The organism is Stenotrophomonas mexicanensis (genome assembly GCF_032911605.1).
In the GTDB taxonomy this organism is placed as follows: Bacteria; Pseudomonadota; Gammaproteobacteria; order Xanthomonadales; family Xanthomonadaceae; genus Stenotrophomonas; species Stenotrophomonas maltophilia_A.
In genome coordinates this window covers 1-22,122 of record NZ_JAWJTG010000021.1, presented here as the reverse complement: position 1 = coordinate 22,122, position 22,122 = coordinate 1, and the positions used below count along the sequence as shown (strand labels likewise).

Genomic DNA, 22,122 nt, shown 5'->3' with positions numbered 1-22,122 from the left:
ACTGTCGCCATCGGGAAGCAGTCGAGCAAGCTCGACTCTACGGCCGGGTTAGCGGAGGGGCTCCACCACCACCGCCGTGCCATAGCACAGCACCTCGGTCAGCCCGGTCATCACGTCGGTGGCGTCGTAGCGCATGCCGATGATCGCGTTGGCGCCCAGCTGCCGCGCGTGCTTGACCATGTCGCGGTAGGTTTCCTCGCGGGCCTGCTCGCACAGTTCGGTGTAGATGGTGATGTTGCCGCCGAAGATCGTCTGGATGCCGCCCAGAAAGTTGCCGACGATCGAGCGCGAGCGCACGGTGATGCCGCGGACCACGCCCAGGTTGCGCACGACGCGATGGCCGGGCAGCTCGAAGGCGGTGGTGACCAGCGCATCGTCGAAGCGCAGCGCGGGCGGGGAAGGGGAGCCGCTGTTGTAGGGGTCTGCCATGGTCGCGTCCGTGTCGTTGCATTCTGTAGAGTCGAGCCATGCTCGACTGGCTGTGGAGCAGTCGAGCAAGCTCGACTCTACAATGCAACCGCCCGTTGCGGCATGGCTCCGTCACCGTGATGGCGCGACAATACCCCCATGACCGACCGTATCCCCCTGTTGCTGCTGCCCGGCCTGCTCAACGATGCCGAGCTGTGGCGCGCACAGCTGGCTGACCTGGCCGACATCGCCGAATGCACGGTGGGCGACCAGACCCGCGGCGAAACCCTGCAGGGCGTAGCCGAGGACGTGCTGGCGCAGGCGCCGGAGCGCTTTGCGCTGGCCGGTTTCTCGCTGGGCGGTTTCGTCGCCCAGCAGATCCTGCGCATCGCGCCGGAACGTGTGCTGCAGCTGGCGCTGATCGATACCTCGATCCATGCCGATTCGCCGGAACGTGCCGAGCAGCGCCGCAGCCAACGTGCCAGCGTGCGCTTGCCAGGAAAATTCCACGGCTTCGGTGACGTGCTGATGCGCAGCTACATCGATGCCTCGCGGCTGGATGACTACGTGCTGGTGCAGCGTGTGCGCGACATGACCGCGCGGTTGGGCGCCGAAGTGTTCCTGCGCCAGAGCGCGCTGGAGCGCCGCGACGGCCATGACGTGCTGGCCGGCTACCGCTATCCGCTGCTGATCGTCTGCGGTGCAAACGACCGCATCACGCCGCTGGCGGTGAGCGAGGAGATGCACGCCCTGGCGCCGCATTCGCAGCTGGTGGTGGTGCCTGATTGCGGGCACCTGGCACCGATGGAAAAGCCGGACGAGGTCAGTGCGGCCATGCGTGAGTGGTTGCTGCAAGGCGAGGGATAGCTCTGCCTTTGGTAGGTGCCGACCCTGGTCGGCACGATGTGTCATCGACTGACCAGAGACCAGTGCCGACCAAGGTCGGCACCTACGATTCCGATACGTAACCGCAGTTGGGATCAATCCCAGGCCGGGGCAATCCCTTCCGGATTCGCCAGGCGATGGCCGCGATCCAGCTTGGCGATCTGCGCCATGTCTTCGTCGGTCAGGCGTACGGCCGCTGCTTCCAGGTTGGCTGCCAGGTTTTCGCGCTTGGTCGACGACGGAATGACCGAGAAGCCCTGCTGCAGCGCCCAGGCCAGCGCAACCTGCGCCGGGGTGGCCTGGTGGCGGCCGGCAATAGCCTGGATCACCGGGTCCTTCAGCACTTCGCCATAAGCCAGACTCATGTAGGCGGTGATGTGGATGCCATTGTCCTGCAGGAACTTCACCAGCAGGCGGTTCTGCAGGTACGGGTGGATCTCGATCTGGTTGGTGGCGATGGCTTCGGCACCGAGGATCTCGATCGCCTTGCGGGTCTGCGCGATGGTGAAATTGGAGATGCCGATCTCGCGGGTCAGCCCCTGCGCCTTGGCTTCGGCCAGTGCTGGTAGGTATTCCTCCATCGGAACATCGACCTTGTCATTCGGTGACGGCCAGTGGATCAGCGCCAGGTCGACGCGGTCGGTGCGCAGCTTCTCCAGGCTGATGCGCAGGCTGGCCAGCAGCGCATCGCGCTTGAACTCGGTGATCCACACCTTGGTGGTCAGGTACAGATCATCACGCGACACGCCGGACTCGGCGATGGCCTGGCCGACTTCGGCTTCGTTGCCGTAGATCTGCGCGGTATCAATGGCGCGGTAACCGACCTCCAGCGCATTGCGCACCGAGTCGATCACGGTCTGGTCTTTGAGGCGGAAGGTGCCGAGACCGAAAGCGGGGACAGTCATGGGAAGCTCCAACGGGGGGAAGGGAGTAGCAGAGGGAAGAGGTTAGGACAGGCACCGTATGCATGCCGGCAACGGTGCATTGCATGGATCAATGCGCGGTGGCGGCAATGCCGTCGGCGCGGTGGTCGACGCCATCACGGCGGTCGAGGCGGCCGCTGAGCACGGTCAGCGCGTAGGCCAGTACGACCACCAGCGCGCCCAGCCAGGGCGTATGCATCAGGCCGATGTGCTCCACCACCAGGCCGCCCAGCGAGGCGCCCAGGGCGATGCCGACGTTGAACGCGGCGATGTTCAGGCCCGAGGCCACGTCGGTGGCCTGCGGTGCATAGCGCTGCGCCTGCTTGACCACGTAGACCTGCAGGCCGGGCACGTTGCCGAACGCTACCGCACCCAGCGCCAGCACCGTCAGCAGCATCAACCAGGTGTTGTAGGCAGTGAGCGTGAGCACGAACAGCACCAATGCCAGCAGTCCGAAGATGCGCTTCAGTGCGGGCACCGGGCCCAAGCGGTCGGCCATGCGCCCGCCCCACAGGTTGCCGATCGCCACCGACACGCCGTACACCAGCAGCACCAGGCTCACGGCGTTGGCCGGAAGGCCGGTGACGTCCTGCAGGATCGGCGCCAGGTAGGTGAAGGCCAGGAAGGTGCCACCGTAGCCCAGCGCGGTCATCGCATAGACCAGCAGCAGGCGTGGCTGGCCGAGCACGGCCAGCTGCTGGCGGAGGCTGGCCGGCGCACTCTGCGGCAGGTTGCGCGGAACGAACAGCAGCGCGCCGATCAGGGCGACCACGCCGAGGCCGGCCACCGCCAGGAAGGTCGCGCGCCAGCCCAGATGCTGGCCGATGAAGGTGCCCAGCGGCACGCCGGTCACCAGCGCCACGGTCAGGCCGGTGAACATGATGGCGATCGCGCTGGCCGCCTTCTCCTTCGGTACCACGGCGGTGGCGATGATCGCGCCGATCGAGAAGAACACGCCGTGCGCCAGGCCGGTCAGGATGCGGGCGATGATCAGCGAGGTATACCCGGGTGCCATCCAGGCGACGACATTGCCGAGCGTGAACAACACCATCAGCGCCACCAGCAGTTGCTTGCGCGGTACGCGTCCGGTCAGCGCAGTCAGCACCGGCGCGCCGATGGCCACGCCCAGCGCGTACAGCGAGACCAGCAGGCCGGCCGAGGGCAGGCTGACCTGCAGGTCTCCGGCGATGGTCGGGATCAGGCCGACGATGACGAATTCGGTGGTGCCGATGGCGAAGGCACCGAGGGTCAACGCCAGCAGGGCGAGGGGAATGCCACGGGTCATGACAGGGTCCAGCAGGAGGAAGAGGCTGCGCAGTCTGCGCCGCCGACCTTTGCCGAAAAACCGGTCTTCACGCCAATCACTATTGCCGTGCAGTCAATAATAGGGACATGAAGACCACTCTAGATGAAATGCAGGCGTTCCTTTCGGTGATCGACAGCGGCTCGATCAGTGCCGCCGCCGAGCAGCTGGGGCAGACACCCTCGGGCGTGAGCCGCGCGCTGGGGCGGCTGGAGGACAAGTTGGGGATCACCCTGCTGACCCGTACCACCCGCCGCCTGCACCTGACCGCCGAAGGCGAGGCGTTCCTGCGCCATGCGCGCGCGATCATCGATGCGGTGGAATCGGCCGAGGAACAGATGGCGGCGCGCCGCGAGCGCCCGGCAGGGCGCCTGCGCGTGGATGCGGCGATGCCGTTCGTGCTGCACGTGATCGCGCCGCTGGTGGCCGGCTATCGCGCGCGTTACCCGGAAGTGCAGCTGGAGTTGAACAGTTCCGACCGCTACATCGACCTGCTCGAACGGCGCACCGATCTGGCGATCCGGATCGGCCCGCTGGCCGACTCCACCCTGCATGCGCGGCTGCTGGGCCGCTGCCAGCTGCGGCTGGTGGCCAGCCCGGCCTACCTGGCCAGGCACGGCGAACCGGCCAGCGTCGCCGCACTGGGCCAGCACACGCTGCTCAGCTTCAACGAGCCGGAATCACTCAACCGTTGGCCGCTGCCCGGAGAGTCGGATGGGCTGCTGCTGGTGCGCCCGGATATTGCCGTATCCAGTGGCGAGACGCTGCGCCGGCTGGCGGTGGAGGGCGTGGGCATCACCTGCCTGTCCGACTTCGTCACCGATCGCGACCGCAGCGCCGGCACCCTGGTGCAGGTGCTGGCGGCGCAGACGCTGGATGTGTACCAGCCGATCCATGCGGTGTACTACCGCAACACCGCCGTATCGTCGCGGATCAGCTCGTTCGTGGATTACCTGGCCGACGCGATGGCGCAGAGCGACTACGTGCGCTGAGGTTGCCGGCCAGCGGCCGGCACTACCGCTCATCGCATGGGTAGTGCCGGCCGCTGGCCGGCAACCGGATCAATCAGGCCGCGCGCGCCAACGCGTCCTTCGCTGCCGCCGTGGTCGACAGATCGAACACATCCACCGCATCGATCAACCGGTTCGCCTGTTGTTCCAGGCTGCGTGCGGCGGCACTGGCTTCCTCCACCAGCGCGGCGTTCTGCTGGGTGGTGCCATCCATCTGGATCACGGTCTGGCTGACCTGCTCGATACCCGCGCTCTGCTCCTGCGAGGCCGCCGAAATCTCGGCCATGATGTCGGTCACGCGCTGCACCGATGCCACGATCTCGGCCATGGTGTCACCGGCCTCGCGCACGCGCTGTGCACCGTGCCCGACCTGCTCAACCGAGGCTTCGATCAACGCCTTGATCTCCTTCGCGGCCGCCGCCGAGCGCTGCGCCAGCGTGCGTACTTCACTGGCGACCACCGCGAAGCCGCGGCCCTGCTCGCCGGCACGCGCGGCTTCCACTGCCGCGTTCAGCGCCAGGATGTTGGTCTGGAACGCGATGCCATCGATCACGCTGATGATCTCGGCGATCTGCCGCGACGAGGTTTCGATCGCGCTCATCGTCGTCACCACCTGGCCGACCACGTTGCCGCCCTGCGAGGCGACCGTGTGCGCGCCGATCGCCAGCTGGTTGGCCTGACGTGCGTGCTCGGCGTTCTGGCGCACGGTGGAGGTCAGTTCTTCCATCGACGCGGCGGTTTCTTCCAGATTGGCCGCCTGCTGCTCGGTACGGCGCGACAGATCATTGTTGCCGGCGGCGATCTCTGCAGCCGCAGTGTGGATGTTGCCGGAGGCGTGCTTGATGTCGGTGACGATGGTCGCCAGCTGCGCGGCGGTGGTGTTGGCATCGCCGGCGATACGCGCGAACACGCCCTGGAAATCGCCATGCATGCGCGCGCCGAGGCGGCCATCGGCAATCGCGCGCAGCATGCTGGAGACCTCGCCGAGGTTCAGTTCGGTCGTCTGCATCAATCGGTTCAAGCCATCGACCATCGCGCGGAAGTCATGCTCGAAGCGCGCGCTGTCGCCACGCTGGCTGAAGTCACCCCTGGCAGCGGCTTCGGCCAGGCGGCGGATCTCGCCATTGATCGTGCCCAGATTGGCCTTGGCGGTATCCAGTGCGTCGGTGATCACGGCCTTCTCGCCCGGCAGCCGCTCCATGTCCTGGCTGAGGTCGCCGATGGCGTAGCGCCCCATGATCGCGATCGCGCGCATCTTTACCTGGATGTGCGCATCGACCAGCGCGTTGCTGTCGGCCACCATCGTGCCGAACGCGCCGGGGAAGGCACTGGCATCCATGCGGTGGCTGATGGTGCCGGCTTCATGCGCCTGTGCCATCGTGGCCTGTGCATCGAGCACACCGCGCAGCGTGGACTGCACCGCCTGCATGGCCTGCGCGAGGCGACCGATCTCATCGCGGCTGCGCACCTGCACAACATGCTGCAGATCACCGGCGGCCACTGCACGCGCAGCGGCTTCCACCGCCAGCACCGGCTGCACCACCGCACGCCGCAGCCACCAGCCCAGGCCCATCAGCAGCAGCACGGCGGCCAGCACGGTCAGCGCCGCGCACAGCAGCAGCGTCTGCCGCGCCTGCTGCGAACGGGCCGCTACCGCCGCTTCGGCCACCTGCGTGGCGTGCGTACTCAACGCATCCAGCGCGGTTGCCACCGGGCGGTCCTTGCCGCGCACGAGGTTGTCGCCGGCGGCGGGATCGTAGCTGGCCTCGGCGAACGCCTGCAGCGCCGCGTGATAGTCCTGCTGCAGCTGCGCATGCAGGCCGATGAACGCCTGCGCCAGTTCGCGCGTGCGTGCATCCGGGCTGCTGACCAGGCCCTTGGCCAGCTGCTCGACCAGACGGCCCTCGCTGTCGAAGGCGTCCAGGTGGCGCTGGCGCAACGCGTCGTCGTGGCCACGCAGCAGTACGTTCTTCCATTCCTGCACCTGGCCGCGGAACTCGCGCTGCAGGCGTTCGGCATCGCGGCTGTGCGCGACTTCGGGTGGAACCTCGGTGGACAACTTCAACCAGGCGGAGGCCAGGCCGGCCAGAGCGCACAGCAGGACCACAGCCAGACCAACAGAAACCGCGCCGAGCAGCTTGGACTGCAGGCGCGGAGCACGGACAGACGCATTCATGGGGAAGAACTCTCGGGAAGGGGCACTGCGGTATCGACTCGCTGCGCACGCCCTGAAGTGGGATGTTGATCACATTCGCGTTTCGTTTAGTGATGTGAAGGAGATGTTTCATAGGACAGATGTGTCCATATGGAACGAAAGCAGACCCTCGACAGAGGAATTAAATGTAACTAAGGTTGTTACATGAAATCCGCGAACCCACTCTCCGACGCCCTGCACGTGATGGCGCACCTGGTCGGCCATACCGCCCCGCGCACGTCCGAACAGCTGGCGTCCTGCCTGCCGACCCATCCGGTGGTGATCCGTCGTCTGCTGGCACAGCTGCACAAGGCCGGCCTGGTGCGCAGCACCCGTGGTCACGGCGGCGGCAGTCAGCTGGCACGCGATGCCGCGGCGATCACCCTGCATGACATCTATCTGGCGGTGGGAGCACCGCCGCTGGTCCAGGTCGGCGCTCGCGATTCCGGCGGTGGCTGCCCGATCCAGCAGCTGGTCAACAGCGCCCTGCTCGAAGGCGCGCGCGAGGCGCAGCGGCTGCTTGAGCAGCGCCTGCAGGCGACCACGCTGGATCAGCTCGGCGCCGACTTCGCCCGCCATCTTGCCCATCACCGTTCCCTGGAAGGTCACCATGAATCCTGATGTGCTCATCGTCGGCGGCAGCTACGCCGGCATTGCCGCCGGCCTGATCCTGGCCCGTGCCCGTCGCCCGGTCACCGTCATCGATGCCGGTTCACCGCGCAATCGCTTCGCCAGTCATTCGCACGGGGTGCTGGGGCTGGATGGCATCAGCGGCGCCGAGCTGCTGAAGACCGCGCGTCAGCAGCTGCTGGACTACCCCACGGTGCGTTGGGTGCATGCCGAAGTGGAGCACGCCCGCACCACCGCCGAAGGTGTGGAAGTGCGTACCGCCGATGGCCAGGTGCTGGCCGCGCGCAAGCTGCTGCTGGCCAGCGGCATCGCCGACCAGCTGCCGGAACTGCCCGGACTGGCCGAGCGCTGGGGCAGCACCGTGCTGCACTGCCCCTACTGCCACGGCTATGAAGTCGGTGGTGGTGCCATCGGCCTGCTCGGCGGCCATCCGATGTCCGCCAGCAAGGCGCCGCTGTTCGCCGACTGGGGCAATGTCACGTTCTTCAGCATGGGTCTGGAGATCACCGATGAGGAACGCGCCGCCATGCAGCAGCGTGGAGTGCACATCGAGACGTCACCCGTGCTGGGTGTGCAGGGCGACCAGCCGACCTGGCTGGAAGTGGAGCTGGCCGATGGCCGCCGCATCGCACAGCGTGCGCTGTTCGTGCCGGCTACCCAGGCGATGGCCACGCCGCTGGTGCAGCAGCTGGGGTGCACATTGGTCGAGAGCCCGCTGGGGGTGCTGATCGAGGTCGACATGATGAAGCAGACCTCGGTGCCGAACGTATACGCCGCGGGCGATGCGACCACGGTAGGCAACATCACCCTGGCCGCCGCCGAAGGCGTGCGCGCGGGGATCGGCGTGCATCATGCGCTGGTGGCCGAGGACAGCGTGCCGCGCCGACCCCCGACGCGACGTGCTGCTCTGGTAGATGCCGACCTTGGTCGGCGCCGTTTCATCGACGCATGGCGTGGAAGAGCAGTCGAGCAAGCTCGACTCTACGGATCCCGGGCATCCATTCGCCCGTGCCCGTCGAGCAGGTGCCGGCCTTGGCCGGCACCGTTCCATCATCCCTTCACGCACAGCACCTGGCGCAGCGTGTGCACCACGTCGACCAGGTCGAGCTGCGCCGCCATCACGTCGTCGATCGACTTGTACGCGGCCGGCGATTCATCCAGCACGCCGTTGTCCTTGCGGCATTCCACATGCGCGGTGGCCTCGCGGTGCTGGGCCAGCGTGATCTGCTGCCGCGCAGTGCCACGGCTCATCACCCGGCCGGCACCGTGGCTACAGCTGTGGAAGCTGTCCGCGTTGCCCTTGCCACGCACGATGTAGCTGCGCGTGCCCATGCTGCCGGGAATGATGCCCAGCTCGCCTTCGCGGGCACTCACTGCACCCTTGCGCGTAACGAGCAGTTCCTGGCCGAGGTGCGTCTCCTTCTGCACGTAGTTGTGGTGGCAGTTCACCGCCATCGCCGCCAGCTGGAACTTCGGCAGCCGGTGGCGCATCTCGGCCAGCACCCGCGACATCATTGCCTCGCGGTTCTGCCGGGCGTAGTCCTGCGCCCACGACACTGCTTCGACGTAGTCATCGAACAGCGGCTCGCCTTCCATGAAGAACGCCAGGTCCTTGTCCGGCAGGTGGAAGCCGAGCACACGGCGCGCAAGCTCTTCGCGCGCCTTCTCGATGAAGTAGGTGCCGATCAGGTTGCCGGTGCCGCGAGAACCGCTGTGCAGCATCACCCACACCGTGTCCGTCTCGTCCAGGCACAGTTCGATGAAGTGGTTGCCGCCGCCCAGCGTACCCAGCTGGCGGTCGAGCTTGTCGGTGCGGATCCTGCGGTGCTTGTCCTTGATGTTCTCCAGGCCGGCGGCCAGCCCGGACTGCACCAGCCGCGTATGGATGCTGTCGGGCATGCGGTGGTGCTCGCCGCCACGGCCGTTGCCGACCGGGATGCTGCGCTCGATGCTGTTGCGCAGCTGCCGCAGGTCATCGGGCAGGTCGTTGGCACGCAGCGTTGTACGCACCGCGGCCATGCCGCAGCCGATGTCGACGCCGACCGCGGCCGGGATGATCGCACCGCGGGTCGGGATCACCGAGCCCACGGTCGCGCCCTTGCCCAGGTGCACGTCCGGCATCACGGCCACCCACGGCCCGACGAACGGGATCTCGGCGATGTTGCGCAGCTGCTCATGCGCCTGCGCTTCCAGCGGCACACCGTTGACCCAGCCCTTGATCGGCGTGGTGCCCTCGGCGTGCAGCCATTGATAGTTGTGTTGAGTGTCCATGTCTTCGTGTTTGTCCTTGATGGGCCGGCGGCGCGTCCCTGCGCCGCCGCGACCCCCTACCTGATCGTCACCAGCTGCTTCAGCACGCCATCCAGGCCGCCGAACACGGTGAGCTTGTCGATCTTCTCGGTGACCTTCTCCAGTGCCTCCAGCTCCTTCAAGCGCATCAGCACCGGGTTGTCCTCGATCAGCTTTGCGGTGTTGAGCTGCGAACGCGTGGCGTTGGCCTCCTCGCGACGGCGGATCACGCTGGCCTGGGCCTGCTTCTCGGCCAGCACCACACCGTTGAGGATCTCCTTCATCTCACCCGGCAGGATCACGTCCTTGATGCCCACGCCGAGCAGCCGCACGCCGTGGCCCTCGATCGTCGCCTGCACATGCGCGGCGATCTCGCTGTCCAGTGCCGCCTTGTCACCCAGCAGCTCGTCCAGGCTGCGCGCGGCAATCGCCTGGCGCAGGCCGAACTGCAGCTGCCGGTAGACGAACTCGTCGGCATTGCTGAGCGTGCGGTGTGCACGCACCGGGTCGACCACCTGCACGGTCGCGGCCAGGTTCACCCGCAGGGTCACCTTGTCGCGGCTGAGCAGTTCCTGGCCGGACACGTCCAGCGAACGCGCACGCAGCTCCACACGCTCCACCGACACGTTGCCATTGAAGTTCCAGAACGCGTGCAGGCCGGCGTCCAGCGTCTGCCGCAGCGTGCCATCGATGAACAGCAGGCCGACCGATTCGCTTGGCACGGTACTGATCACCGCTACACGCGGCAGCACGCCCAGCTGGCCCAGGCGCTGCTGCACGTCCGCCGGGATGCGCGGCTCGTCACCCAGCGCCATCACGCGCACCCGGGTGTCGACCGAGCCCCGCCAGTACAGTCGGCGGCTGCCCGGTGGCAGGACTTCATCGATACGGCCGTTGCGCAGCAACAGACCGACCTCGGTGGCGCCGACATTGGCCAGCACGAAGTGCGTGTCCAGTCGTGCGCCCAGTGCCTCGATCAGGCTGTCCTGGTCGCTGCCGGTATAGGCCGCGCCCTTCGATGCGGTGTGGATGTCCACGTGCGGGCGGCCGCCGAACGGCGACAGGCGGTGCACGCCCGGCAGCAGGATCTGCTGGAAACGACGGTTGCGATACACCAGGCCGCGCTCGCCGTCGCCGATCACGACCTTGATGGTCCAGAACATGGGAGTCTCTCCTTGTATGGCTCTGGTGGTTCGACCCTTTGCGGATGAATCGCCATGACCCGGGTCGATCAGGTCGTGGCGAGGCTGGCTGCACACCACGTGCAGGCAGCGGAAGAGGGCAGCCACCGGTGGACGGTCCACGCGCGGAGCCTACGGTGCACCGGCACTGCTGCCATCGTCGTTCCCGGCAGGCAGCACCGGTGCGGAACGTGGCTGGCAGTGGCGGCGGGCCGGGGCCCGGCGTGCGGTCCGTTGCCTTCCACGTTCCTGCCCGAAGGCGTGGTCCGTGGACGGCGACGATGGCCGCTGGGGCTTGCGCCCCGGGTGTTGCTTCAAGTCATGACGTGACAGGTCATGTGGTTTGGAGTGGGAATCGAACCCACGACAGACGGATTACGGATCCGTTGCTCTGACCAAGCTGAGCTATCCAGTTGGGGACCGCGCGGAATCGAACCGCGTACCGGCGAACCGATGCCTGCTTCCAGCAGGCGATCCAGGCGATGGCATGTCCGCGACCTCCGGCATACGCCACGGCAACGCCGCGCGCACCAGCCCGTGGTGGAAACGGGATCGTTGGAGAATCGAGGGTGCAGGCCATCGACATTATCGCGAGCGATAATGTTTTGATGCGATGCAGATAATGTCCAGGCGTCGCCACTCGCGCGAAGTAAATCCTTCGGCGGAGCGGAAAAAACCTGTGTCAGTGAGCGGCGGGTTGCCGCGCGGGGTGCAGTTCTGGCATCGCGGGTCCTTGTGCCGACGCAAACGAAAACGCCCCCGGGACTTGCGTTCCGAGGGCGTCGTCAAGCCTCGGAGATCGGGGTGGCCGATCTCCGCAGGGCGGGTATCAGGCCGTTGTCAGCTGGACTTCCTTGCCGAACGCGCGCGCCAGCAGGTCCATGCGCAGGCATGGCAGCAGTTTGGCGATGGCGACGGAATGCGCGTTCAAGGGAAGTTTCCAGTGGTTGTTGAAACGAGGTGCGCACGATAAACCACGATTTATTCGTGCGCAACCATTTTGTTCAATTATTTTCTTCTTTACCGCGCAATGCCGGCCAGCGGCCGGCACTACCGGGTCTCAAGCTTCCGTGCTGGCGGCATCCAGCTGCGCGACATCCTGCACGCTCAGCGACACGTTGGCTGCGGCCAGCAGATCGTGCAGCTGCTCGACGCTGGTGGCGCTGACGATCGGCGCGGTGATTGACGGCCGTGCGATCTGCCATGCCAGTGCGATCTGCGCGGCACTGGCGTTGTGCTTGCTGGCCACGTCATCCAGCGCCTGCAGGATGCGCAGGCCACGCGGATTCAGATAGCGCTTCACCACGTTCTCGCCACGTGCCGGGCTCTTGGCCGCATCGGCCGGCGTGCGGTACTTGCCGCTGAGGAAGCCGCTGGCCAGGGCGTAGTAGCCGATCACGCCGATCTGTTCGCGCTGCACCAGCGGTTCCAGCTCCTTCTCGTAGCCGGCGCGGTCGTACAGGTTGTACTCGGGCTGCAGGGTTTCGTAACGCGGCAGCTTGTAGTCGGTGGATACCTTCAGCGCATCGGCCAGGCGCGTGGCGCTGTAGTTGGACGCACCGATCGCACGCACCTTGCCGGCTTCGATCAGGCGCCCGAACGCGGCCAGGGTCGCTTCCAGCGGCGTGGATTCATCGTCTTCATGGGCCTGGTACAGATCGATCACGTCGGTCTGCAGGCGGCGCAGCGAATCTTCCACCGCGGCATTGATGTTGTCCGGGGTCAGGCCGGGGCGTTCGGCCCACTTGGCCACCTTGGTTGCCAGCACCACCTTGTCGCGCTTGCCGCTGCGGGCGAACCATTTGCCGATCAGCGTTTCCGATTCGCCGCCGGCATTGCCCGGCACCCAGGCCGAATACACATCGGCGGTGTCGACCAGGTTGAAGCCGGCATCGACGAAGGCATCGAGCAGGGCGAAGCTGGCCTTCTCATCGGCGCTCCAGCCGAACACGTTGCCACCGAAGGCGAGCGGACGTACATGCAGGCCGGAACGGCCCAGTTCGCGGGTTGCCGTCATGGGCACGGACTCCTTGGGGGAAGTGCTCCAGAATAAAACGCGTTGTGTGACCGTGCTGCGGCGGTGACCACAAAACAGTGTTCCGCGATGCGCACGCAGCTAACGTTTTGTGAACACCTGGGACGCCGCGGCTGCTAGTCTCGCCGCATCTTCCGCTGGAGTCGCTCCGATGATGCCTGCTTCGTCCCTGCGTGGTTGCCGCCTGCTGCTTGCTTCGGCCCTGCTTGCCGCTGTTCCCGCGTTCGCCGCACCGGCCACGGTGGCACCGGCGAAGATCCAGGTGTCACCGGCCATCGATGCGGCGGTGAAGGCGTCGACCCGTGATGCCAACAACGTCAAGCGCGATGGCTTCCGTCATCCGGCGCAGACGCTGTCGTTCTTCAAGGTGACGCCGGAAAAGACCGTCATCGAGATCACCCCCGGCAACGGCTGGTACTCGGAAATCCTGGCGCCGCTGCTGCAGGACAAGGGCCACTATGTTGCCGCCGTGGTCGACCCGATGGCGGTGCCCGAGGGCCGCGGCCGTGACTACCAGCAGCGCAGCCGCGACAGCCTGGAAAAGAAGTACGCCGGTGCGCCGGCACAGTTCGGCAAGACCGCCGTGGTCGCCTACGATCCGGCCAAGCCGGTGTTCGGCCCGGCCAGTTCAGCCGACGTGGTGCTGACCTTCCGCAACGTGCACAACTGGCGCAAGGCCGGCCAGGCGCAGGGCATGTTCCAGGGCTTCTTCAACGTGCTCAAGCCGGGCGGCGTGCTGGGCGTGGTCGAGCATCGCGCCAAGGCCGACGTGGCCGACGACGATGACACCGGCTACGTCGGCCAGCAGCAGGTGATTGCGATGGCCGAAGCCGCCGGCTTCAAGCTGGATGCGCGCAGTGAGGTCAACGCCAACCCGCGCGATACCAAGGACCACCCGAACGGTGTGTGGACGCTGCCGCCGACCAACCAGCATGACAAGGCCGATGATGCGAAGTACCAGGCGATCGGCGAAAGTGACCGCATGACCCTGCGCTTCATCAAGCCGTAAGGCGGTAGAGCCGGGCTGACGCATGTTGACTCTGTAGAGCCGAGCCCATGCTCGGCTCATCGCGCGTAGCGCGGCGCATGGCTGGTCCCAAGGCCGGCCATGCGCCGGAATTCGATCGTATGCAAGGACATGGATTGTTGAAAAAGATCTTTTACATCGCTGTCGCGGTACTGGTAGTGACGCGGCTCATCGATTTCGTGTTCTACGGTGGGCACGCCCACGATCTGGTCGGGGCCGTTGGATTCGGAGTGCTGTTCGCCGGCATCCTGTTGGATGAACGTGCACGCAGCGCAAGTCCCTCACCGGCCCGCTTGCGGCGCCGGGCCAATGTCATCGCGGCATGCGGTATTGCGCTGGTGCTGGGCTCGTTCCTGCTGGAATGGAAGGTCTTCGGCTGAGCCCGCCGTGATCGCGGCGGCAACGCGGGAATGGGACAATGCCCCACCTGCCGACTGCCGTGCCCGCAATGCTGATTGCCTTCAACAAGCCCTTCAACGTGCTCTGCCAGTTCACCGACCGCAGCGTGCCGCCGCGGCCGACGCTGGCCGGGTTCGGCCTGCCGCCGCGCGTGTATGCCGCCGGGCGCCTGGACCATGACAGCGAGGGCCTGCTGCTGTTGACCGACAACGGCACGCTGGCGCACAAACTGACCGACCCGAAGCACAAGGCCGACAAGACCTACTGGGTGCAGGTTGAAGGCACGCCCAGCGACGAACAGCTGCAGCAGCTGCGCACGGGCGTGGTGCTCAATGACGGGCCGACCCTGCCGGCGAAGATCGAGCGCCTCGATCCGGCGCCGTCGCTGTGGACGCGTGATCCGCCGGTTCGCTTCCGCAAGACCGTACCCGACAGCTGGCTGGCGATCACGATCCGCGAGGGCCGCAACCGGCAGGTGCGGCGGATGACCGCGGCAGTGAACCTGCCGACGCTGCGGCTGGTACGCGTGTCGATGGGGCCGTACCGGCTGGACGACCTGCAGCCGGGGCAGTGGCGGCAGATCGGCTGATGCAGAAAGGGCCGGATACCTTCCGGTACCCGGCCCTCTCGTAGCTGGTGGGGTCAGATCCCTTCCGCAGGAAGGGCTCTGACCCCCGCAGACTCAGGCATCGCTGCCGATGTCGCTGTGCTCGTCCACCACGGTGTCGTTGCGGCGGTCGCGCGCATTGATGCGCTGGGCCTGGCCGTTCACCACATGGCCCTGCGCGGCCTTCTTCTTCTGCTGCTTGCGGTATAGCGCATAGCCAAGCAGGCCGACGCCAACGGCTGCGGCAGCCACGGCGACTGCCGGGTTGCGGCGCGCGAACCTGGTTGCGGCCTTGCCGCCAGTCTTCACCGCGCCAATGGCGGCACCGGTCTTGATCCAGTCGGCACTGCGCAGGCTGCCACCGGCGCTCTTGAGGCCGTCGCCGGCGGTGTGGGCCAGCTCCAGGGCGCGCTCCAGAGCGCGGTCGGTGATTACGGTCAGCTTGCTCATGCGGGGGGTCCTTTGCCTCGGGTCGAAGTCCAGTGTCGCGCGTTGCCCGTAAACGGTATGTCAGTCGAGGTCACACGTGGCGTGACTTTACCGCAGCCATTCAGGATCAGGCAGGGTCCGCAGCCGGCCCCACCGGTCAGGTCCCGCGCGGCTTGGCCCGATGGGTGGCCGTCGCCGTCCACGGGTCATTCGGCCACGGATGGCGCGGGTAGCGGCCCTTCATTTCCTTTTTCACTTCCGCGTAGGTGTTTTCCCAGAAGTTGCGCAGGTCCTGGGTGACCTGCAGCGGGCGGCCACCGGGCGAGAGCAGGTGCAGGGTCAGCGGCACGCGGCCATCGGCGATGCGCGGCGTGTCAGCCAGGCCGAACAGTTCCTGCAGCTTCACCGCCAGCACCGGCGGCAGCGGTTCGCCGCTCTCGCTGTCCAGCGCGTAGGTGATCGGCCGCTCCAGCCCGGAGGGCACGGTGATGCGGGTCGGTGCATGACGCTCGACCAGCTGACGCTGTGACCACTCCAGGGGCGACTTCAGCGCTTCGCCGAAGCTGGACTCGTCCAGCGCATCCAGGCGGCTCTTGCCGGCGAACGCAGGCTGCAGCCATTGCGCACGCGTGGCCAGCAGGGCGTTGTCGCTGCAGTCGGGCAGGCCGAGTTCGGGCATCCAGCGCCGCAGCGACTCCACGCGTGCCTGCCATTGACGCAGGCCTTCGGTCCACGGCAGCGCCTGCAGGCCGAGTTCAGCCACCGCGTCGGTCAGCGCCTGTGCGGCGTGCTGCGGATCAACCCGCCCGGCCGAGCGGCTGTCCAGCACGATGCGGTCGAAACGGGTCTCGCGCAGTGCCACCAGGGCGCGACGCCCGCTGTCCCAGCGCACTACGTCCTCGGTCACGAAGCGCTCCGGCCACGCCTTGCGCAGCTGGCCCTCGTCCACCGGTGCGGCACGCAGCAGCAGCGCGTCGCGTGCCTCGAAGCGCAGTTCACTGGCTACCAGCCACGGCTCGCCACGCAGGTCGCTCAGATCGTGCAGGCGTGCGCTGCGACCGTTGGCCAGCAGGAAGCGCAGCGGATCGCTGGGATGCTGGACACCGATGCGGTCGGGGAAGGCGTGCGCGAGCAGGTCGCCCAGTTCGTGCGCCTCGATGCTGGCCGGTGGTGCGGCCTCGCAGCGCAGGCGGCGACGCCACTGCTTGGCGGCGGTATCGATCGCGGCCAGGCCGCTCCGGTTGGCGTCGCCCGGTGCGCGGCCATTGCGGAACGCCGCCAGCGCACGCCAACGTGCCGCCAGCGCGTCACCGCCCTGGCGCAACGGATCGCGCGCCTCCAGCAGGGCGGCCAGATCGGCGGCCAGCGCCTGTGCGCGGGCATCGGGCGCGGCCAGCAGCATCGCCGCCATCCGCGGATGCGTGCCCAGCGCCAGCACACGGCGGCCAAGTGCGGTGATCGCGCCGCTGCTGGACAGCGCGCCGAGCCGCTGCAGCAGTTCGCGGGCGGCACCCATCGGGCCGGCCGGTGGCGGATCGAGGAAGCGCAGGTCGCTGCTGCCCCAGGCGGCGAGTTCCAGCGCCAGTCCGGCCAGCTCGACCTGATCGATCTCGGCGCGGCGCTGCGGTTCCAGCCGCTGCGACTGCGGCCACAGCCGCCAGGCCACGCCTTCGGCCACGCGACCGGCGCGACCGGCGCGCTGGTCGGCCGACGCCTGCGCGATGGCCACCACGTCCAGCCGGGTGAAGCCACTGTTGGGGTCGTAGCGCGGCTCGCGCGCCTGGCCGCTGTCGATCACCACGCGCACGCCGGGCAGCGTCACCGACGACTCGGCCACGTTGGTGGCCAGCACCACACGCCGACGACCATCACTGGCCGCCTGCAGGACCCGCGCCTGCTGCTCCACCGGAAGTTCACCGTGCAGGGCCAGCACTTCGACGCCGGCATCCAGCGATTCCTGCAGCCCGGCCTGCACCCGCGCGATCTCGCGTTGGCCGGGCAGGAACACCAGCAGGTCACCGGGATGTTCAGCCAGGGCCTGCTGCACCGCGCGGCGAACCTGCAGTTCCAGCGCCTCATCGCGGCGCGCCGGGAAATGGCTGACCGTCACCGGGTAGCTGCGGCCTTCGCTGCTCAGCCGCGGCGCATCGAGGAAGCGTGCCAGCCGTTCGCCATCCAGCGTTGCCGACATCACCACCAGGCGCAGGTCATCGCGCAGCTGTGCCTGCACGTCCAGCGCCAGTGCCAGGCCGAGATCACCGCTGAGATGGCGCTCGTGGAATTCGTCGAACAGGATCGCACCGACCTCTTCCAGCATCGGGTCGTCCTGCAGCATGCGGGTGAGGATGCCTTCGGTGACGACTTCAATGCGGGTGCGTGCCGAAACCTTGTTCTCGAAGCGGATGCGGTAGCCGACCGTGCCGCCCACCTCTTCGCCCAGCTGCCGCGCCATGAACAGCGCGGCGCTGCGTGCGGCGACCCGGCGCGGTTCCAGCAGGATGATCTTCCGCCCCTGCAGCCACGGTGCATCGAGCAGCGCCAGCGGCACCTGGGTGGTCTTGCCGGCGCCGGGCGGCGCCTCCAGCACCAGCCGCGGCTGTGCGGCCAGGTGCTGCTGGATCTGTGGCAGCAGCGGGGAGATAGGGAAGAGCGGGGCGTTCATGTGCAAAGGATAAGGGGCCACGGCGGGCGCAGGTACAATGCGCGGGCACTTTTCCCCCGCGATGACCATGCACCTGATCGATATCGGCGCCAACCTGACCCACGACTCCTTCGACCGCGACCGCGATGCCGTGCTGGACCGCGCGCGCCAGGCCGGCGTGGTGCAGATGGTCATCACCGGTGCCAGCCGCGAGCACTCGCCACTGGCCCTGCAGCTGGCGCAGCAGCACCCGGGCTTCCTGTATGCCACCGCCGGCGTGCACCCGCATCATGCGGTGGAGTACACCGAGGAATGCGACGCCGAGATGCGCGCGCTGCATGCCCACCCGGAAGTGGTGGCAGTGGGCGAGTGCGGGCTGGACTACTTCCGTGACTTCTCGCCGCGCCCGGCCCAGCACCGCGCGTTCGAGCGCCAGCTGCAGCTGGCCGCAGACAATGGCAAGCCGCTGTTCCTGCACCAGCGCGACGCGCATGCCGATTTCATGGCACAGATGAAGAACTTCGAGGGCCGCATCGGCCCGGCAGTGGTGCATTGCTTCACCGGTGAGCGCGATGAGCTGTTCGACTACCTGGACCAGGACTGGTACATCGGCATCACCGGCTGGCTGTGCGACGAGCGCCGTGGCGGGCACCTGCGCGAGCTGGTGAAGAACATCCCGGCCAACCGCCTGATGATCGAGACCGACGCGCCGTACCTGCTGCCGCGCACGCTGAAGCCGCTGCCGAAGGACCGCCGCAACGAACCGATGTTCCTCTCGCACATCGTGGAAGAACTGGCGCGTGACCGTGGCGAAGACGTGGCGGTGACCGCCGCGAATGCAACTGCCGCGACGCGTGCGTTCTTCCGCCTGCCCGACGCGGGTTGATTCCCTTCGTCGCGTCGAACGCGGCGACCGTGTGTCGTAGAGTCGAGCTTGCTCGACTGCCGTGCAGAAGCAGTCGAGCAAGCTCGACTCTACAAGCGGGTCAGAGTGCTTCCAGCAGCCCGCGCAGCCCTTCCCGATACGTCGGGAAGCGCGGCTCCCAGCCCAGCGCCTCGCGCGTACCGGTGCTGTCGATGCGCTTGCTGCTCTCGTAGAAGCGCCGCAGTGTCGGGTTCAGCGCGGGATCGTCCCAGGGCATGGCAGGTGGCATCGAAAACCCGCCCAGCTGCGCGGCGAAGGCCAGTACCTGCTGCGGCGGTGCCGGCTCGTCGTCGGCCGGCAGATACAGCCCATCCACACACAGCCGCTGCATCGATGCGGTAACGACCCTTGCCAGGTCATCCACGTGCAGTCGGTTGAACACCAGCCCAGGACGCACTACGTGGCGTGCGCGGCCCTGTGACAACTGCAGCAGCGCATTGCGTCCCGGCCCGTACAGGCCGGGCAGGCGGAATACCGCCGAGGCGATACCGCGCTGCTCCGCCAGCGCACGCCACTGGTCCTCGGCGCGTCTGCGTTGCATGCCGGACGTTTCAGTGGCATCGGCCACGCTGGTCTCGTTGACCCAGCCGCCGGCCCGATCGGCATAGACCGACGTGGATGACAGATAGCCCAGCCAGCGAAGTGCCGGACTTTCCTGCAGTGCCGGTAGCAGCAGACGCAGTGCCGGGTCACCCTCGGCATCGGGCGGCACGCTGCACAGCACGGCCTCGGCCTGCGCGATCTCATCGAGCAGGGCGGGCGACGGTGGTATGTCAGCTCGCAGCTGATGGCGCAGCAGGCCATCGTGCGGTGCCGACGCCGGGTCGCGCACCGTGCCGGTCACGTGTACGCCCAACGCCCGCAGATGCGTAGCCAGCACGCACCCGCTCCAGCCCATGCCGAGGATCAGCACCCGCGCCGGCAGCGCGTTGGTCTGCAACGCGGCGCTCACGCGCTGCGCAGCGCCTGGTAGGCCTGCAGACTGCTGTAGGCGACCTGCAGCAGCAGAGCTTCCTGGTCGGCCTTGCGCGCGCGCGCCAGCATGTCGCCGACGATCTGTTCTGCCTCCACCTGCTGGCCGGCTTCCAGATCGCGCAGCATCGAAGCCTTCAACGCAGAGCCGGCCTGGGTCAGGGTACCGCGTGCGGTGTCCTGCGCAGCATCGGGAATCGGCTCACCGGCAGCTTCGGCCACGGCCAGGCATTCGTCGTACAGGCCACGCACGATCGCCTCGCCATCATCGGTGGCGACGATGCTGCCGATATCCGCGCGCAGCAGGCAGGTCGCGGCGGCCAGCGCGGTCAGGAACGTGTACTTGATCCACTGTTCCTGGCCAATGTGCTCGCTGGCCAGGTGATCGAGGTTGGCCCGCGCGCAGGCGGCGGCGAAGGCACGCACGCGCTCGGAGATGGCACCGCCGTCGCGCTCGCCGAAGGTGAGCTTGGCCGGCTTGCCCAGGTGCAGCACGGCGCCGTCGGGGGCCTTGGTGGCGCTGATGAAGCACAGGCCGCCGAGCACGGCGTCGCGGCCGAAGCGCAGGTCCAGCGCGTTGTAGTGGTGCAGGCCGTTGAGGATCGGCAGCACGGTGGTGTTCGCGCCCACGGCTGGAGCAATGGCGTCGATCGAGCTGTCGAGGTCGTAGGCCTTGCAGCTGAGGATGACCAGATCGAACGGCTTCTGCGCGGCCGATGCGGGCAGCGCATCGGCGGTGACGTGCTGCACCGGGAAGCTGGCATCACCGAGCGGGCTGCGGATGACCAGGCCGTCGCGATCCAGCTGGGCGGCGCGTGCGGGGCGCACGAGGAAGGTCACGTCCACGCCGGCCTGGGCCAGGCGACCGCCGAAGTAACCGCCGGTACCGCCGGCGCCGAGGATCAGGATGCGCATTGCACGTTCACCGTTTTCTGGGGAATCAGGAGTGCGATTGTGCCGGAGATTGCGGCCAACGGCGGAGCCCCTCGTGGTGGTTCGCGGAATGCACTGTTCATCGGGGTTGGCCGGGCGGGTAGGCCGCGCAGGGGGCGCTGCAAGTACATCCATGTAAGCTCGGTCGCCGCTTGCTCGTGCGCGCAGTCCTGCGCGCACGGCAAGACCGGGGTTGGGCGTCCTGCCCAACCCGCCCGAGGCATGCTTCGGGCCCATGCGGCTCACGCCCCTGCGCAACCTACCCGCCCGGCCACGGACATGTTCCGGGCGCGGCCACCACGGAAAGCAGATCAAGAGCGGAAGCGGGTCGCTCGCTGCGCTCGCTCGTGTAGAGCGGTGCTCAGGGTAGTTGTTCGCTGAAGTCTTCGGTGTAGCCCAATAGCAGTGTGGTGCGGGTGGCCAGCGTTGCAGCCAGTTGTGCCCAGGTGTCGTGCGTTCCGGCCGCGTAGATGCGCTGCAGGTCCGCGACCAACGCGCCCGCCTCTGCAGGCGACGGTGCGCGGTCGCGCTGGAAACCGAGCCACGATGCGCCGAGTCCGAACAGACGGTAGTCGTAGCGCTCCTGCAGATGCCGGATCAGGGCGTGGTTCTGGAAGAGGTCCCAGTCCGCGCTGAAGTAGCCGTTGGGCAGGGCGGCAATCAGCAGGTCGTCACTGGCTACGGGTACCTGCTGCACGCAGACCACGTCATCGATGATGAGATCCGGCTTCGCATTGGCGGCGACCAGCGCCTCGATGTCTTCGTCGCTGCACATCAACGTACCCGCCAGCGCTGTCCACTGCAACCGATGCGTGGAATGCTCAAGCTGCGCGACGACGTGCGCCAGCAACCGCTCGCGTGCCGCCAACGCATCTTCCGGCGTCGCCGGGTCTTCGTCCTCGTACAGCGCGATGCGCTCGTCGTCGGACGCGTGCATGCTGGTGTAGCGGCACTGGCCGACTTCGTCGAGCGTGCACAGATAACGATGAAGGGGATCAGCCGCCTGCAGCGAGGCCAGGCAATCCAGCACCTCATCCAGCATGGGCGAATCGCTCAGCAGGACATGGCTGAACGCATCGATCGGACCATCCGACACGGCCTTGTCCAACGGAATGGGAGTGATCTTCATCGCCACAGCCTAGCCGTAATCCGAAACGAAAAGAGCCAAGCATCGGCCTTACCGTGAACGCTCCATCCACGCATGGCGTGGATCTATCGTGTCGACCAAGGTCGACACCTACCAACAGCGGTCCATGCCGTTCCGACATCTCGCGGAAATCTGTCGAAGGCGGGGTGGGTCCGGTTGCGGGGGCGTGAGCCGCATGGATGCG

The 22,122-nt window shown here is 67.3% G+C and carries 19 protein-coding genes, 1 tRNA gene and 1 pseudogene; 8 read left to right on the top strand and 13 right to left on the bottom strand.

Translation table 11 applies throughout. The features are described from left to right. Positions 1-48: 48 nt before the first annotated feature. Positions 49-429: a YbjQ family protein gene (locus R1L06_RS10780; protein ID WP_071228577.1), complete on the bottom strand. Its 381-nt coding sequence runs from the start codon at positions 427-429 to the stop codon at positions 49-51. Between the two features lie 138 nt (positions 430-567). On the opposite strand from R1L06_RS10780, the gene R1L06_RS10775 reads away from it, so the two are divergent. Then, positions 568-1,275, top strand: a complete 708-nt coding sequence (locus R1L06_RS10775; protein WP_317217690.1) for an alpha/beta fold hydrolase — start codon at positions 568-570, stop codon at positions 1,273-1,275. A 113-nt stretch (positions 1,276-1,388) separates the two neighbouring features. On the opposite strand, the gene dkgB is transcribed toward R1L06_RS10775, so the two are convergent. Both dkgB and R1L06_RS10765 read right to left on the bottom strand, forming a co-directional pair. After that, complete coding sequence (gene dkgB, locus R1L06_RS10770) at positions 1,389-2,198, bottom strand: 2,5-didehydrogluconate reductase DkgB (RefSeq protein ID WP_317217689.1); 810 nt, start codon at positions 2,196-2,198, stop codon at positions 1,389-1,391. A gap of 88 nt (positions 2,199-2,286) precedes the next feature. Then, complete coding sequence (locus tag R1L06_RS10765; RefSeq protein WP_317217688.1) at positions 2,287-3,501, bottom strand: MFS transporter; 1,215 nt, start codon at positions 3,499-3,501, stop codon at positions 2,287-2,289. A gap of 107 nt (positions 3,502-3,608) precedes the next feature. Here R1L06_RS10765 and R1L06_RS10760 point away from each other — a divergent pair, with 107 nt between their 5' ends. Beyond that, positions 3,609-4,511 (top strand): LysR family transcriptional regulator, encoded by a 903-nt coding sequence (locus tag R1L06_RS10760; protein WP_006401534.1) that lies wholly within the window; start codon positions 3,609-3,611, stop codon positions 4,509-4,511. Between the two features lie 73 nt (positions 4,512-4,584). Here R1L06_RS10760 and R1L06_RS10755 read toward each other — a convergent pair whose 3' ends face one another. Further along, positions 4,585-6,705, bottom strand: a complete 2,121-nt coding sequence (locus tag R1L06_RS10755) for a methyl-accepting chemotaxis protein (protein ID WP_317217687.1) — start codon at positions 6,703-6,705, stop codon at positions 4,585-4,587. 183 nt (positions 6,706-6,888) lie between these two features. Here R1L06_RS10755 and R1L06_RS10750 point away from each other — a divergent pair, with 183 nt between their 5' ends. Both R1L06_RS10750 and R1L06_RS10745 read left to right on the top strand, forming a co-directional pair. Beyond that, complete coding sequence (locus R1L06_RS10750) at positions 6,889-7,344, top strand: Rrf2 family transcriptional regulator (protein ID WP_253143681.1); 456 nt, start codon at positions 6,889-6,891, stop codon at positions 7,342-7,344. After that, positions 7,334-8,236, top strand: a pseudogene (locus R1L06_RS10745) (NAD(P)/FAD-dependent oxidoreductase); the annotation flags it as partial. The gene R1L06_RS10750 and the pseudogene R1L06_RS10745, both read left to right, overlap by 11 nt. A 167-nt stretch (positions 8,237-8,403) precedes the next feature. Here R1L06_RS10745 and R1L06_RS10740 read toward each other — a convergent pair. The 4 genes from R1L06_RS10740 to R1L06_RS10725 all read right to left on the bottom strand — a co-directional run bounded on the left by R1L06_RS10740 (position 8,404) and on the right by R1L06_RS10725 (position 12,840). After that, complete coding sequence (locus tag R1L06_RS10740) at positions 8,404-9,624, bottom strand: RtcB family protein (protein WP_317217686.1); 1,221 nt, start codon at positions 9,622-9,624, stop codon at positions 8,404-8,406. A gap of 56 nt (positions 9,625-9,680) precedes the next feature. Next, positions 9,681-10,805 carry a slipin family protein gene (locus R1L06_RS10735; RefSeq protein WP_317217685.1) on the bottom strand — a complete coding sequence of 375 codons (1,125 nt, stop codon included), beginning with the start codon at positions 10,803-10,805 and terminating at the stop codon, positions 9,681-9,683. Between the two features lie 357 nt (positions 10,806-11,162). After that, a tRNA-Thr gene (locus tag R1L06_RS10730) sits at positions 11,163-11,236 on the bottom strand. 647 nt (positions 11,237-11,883) lie between these two features. After that, the gene (locus R1L06_RS10725; RefSeq protein WP_049424161.1) at positions 11,884-12,840 is read right to left on the bottom strand and encodes an aldo/keto reductase; all 957 of its coding nucleotides are present in this window, start codon (positions 12,838-12,840) and stop codon (positions 11,884-11,886) included. Positions 12,841-13,009: 169 nt separating this feature from the next. On the opposite strand from R1L06_RS10725, the gene R1L06_RS10720 reads away from it, so the two are divergent. The 3 genes from R1L06_RS10720 to R1L06_RS10710 all read left to right on the top strand — a co-directional run bounded on the left by R1L06_RS10720 (position 13,010) and on the right by R1L06_RS10710 (position 14,873). Further along, positions 13,010-13,867 (top strand): class I SAM-dependent methyltransferase, encoded by an 858-nt coding sequence (locus R1L06_RS10720; RefSeq protein WP_049398658.1) that lies wholly within the window; start codon positions 13,010-13,012, stop codon positions 13,865-13,867. A 77-nt stretch (positions 13,868-13,944) separates the two neighbouring features. After that, positions 13,945-14,265 carry a hypothetical protein gene (locus tag R1L06_RS10715; RefSeq protein ID WP_317217684.1) on the top strand — a complete coding sequence of 107 codons (321 nt, stop codon included), beginning with the start codon at positions 13,945-13,947 and terminating at the stop codon, positions 14,263-14,265. 68 nt (positions 14,266-14,333) lie between these two features. Continuing rightward, positions 14,334-14,873 (top strand): pseudouridine synthase, encoded by a 540-nt coding sequence (locus R1L06_RS10710; RefSeq protein WP_317217721.1) that lies wholly within the window; start codon positions 14,334-14,336, stop codon positions 14,871-14,873. Between the two features lie 93 nt (positions 14,874-14,966). On the opposite strand, the gene R1L06_RS10705 is transcribed toward R1L06_RS10710, so the two are convergent. Further along, entirely contained in the window at positions 14,967-15,341 is a 375-nt protein-coding gene (locus R1L06_RS10705; protein ID WP_006401326.1) for a hypothetical protein, read from the bottom strand. 136 nt (positions 15,342-15,477) lie between these two features. Beyond that, a complete protein-coding gene (gene hrpB, locus R1L06_RS10700) occupies positions 15,478-17,982 on the bottom strand; it encodes an ATP-dependent helicase HrpB (protein WP_317217683.1) in 2,505 nt (834 codons plus the stop codon). Positions 17,983-18,049: 67 nt separating this feature from the next. Here hrpB and R1L06_RS10695 point away from each other — a divergent pair, with 67 nt between their 5' ends. Further along, a complete protein-coding gene (locus R1L06_RS10695; RefSeq protein WP_049424300.1) occupies positions 18,050-18,847 on the top strand; it encodes a TatD family hydrolase in 798 nt (265 codons plus the stop codon). A gap of 100 nt (positions 18,848-18,947) precedes the next feature. Here the strand turns inward: R1L06_RS10695 and R1L06_RS10690 are convergent, their stop codons facing one another. The 3 genes from R1L06_RS10690 to R1L06_RS10680 form a co-directional block, all read right to left on the bottom strand. Then, positions 18,948-19,784 (bottom strand): Rossmann-fold NAD(P)-binding domain-containing protein, encoded by an 837-nt coding sequence (locus R1L06_RS10690; protein ID WP_317217720.1) that lies wholly within the window; start codon positions 19,782-19,784, stop codon positions 18,948-18,950. 50 nt (positions 19,785-19,834) lie between these two features. Further along, positions 19,835-20,773, bottom strand: a complete 939-nt coding sequence (gene panE / locus R1L06_RS10685) for a 2-dehydropantoate 2-reductase (RefSeq protein ID WP_317217682.1) — start codon at positions 20,771-20,773, stop codon at positions 19,835-19,837. A gap of 379 nt (positions 20,774-21,152) precedes the next feature. Further along, positions 21,153-21,920: a hypothetical protein gene (locus tag R1L06_RS10680; RefSeq protein WP_317217681.1), complete on the bottom strand. Its 768-nt coding sequence runs from the start codon at positions 21,918-21,920 to the stop codon at positions 21,153-21,155. Positions 21,921-22,122 lie beyond the last annotated feature (202 nt).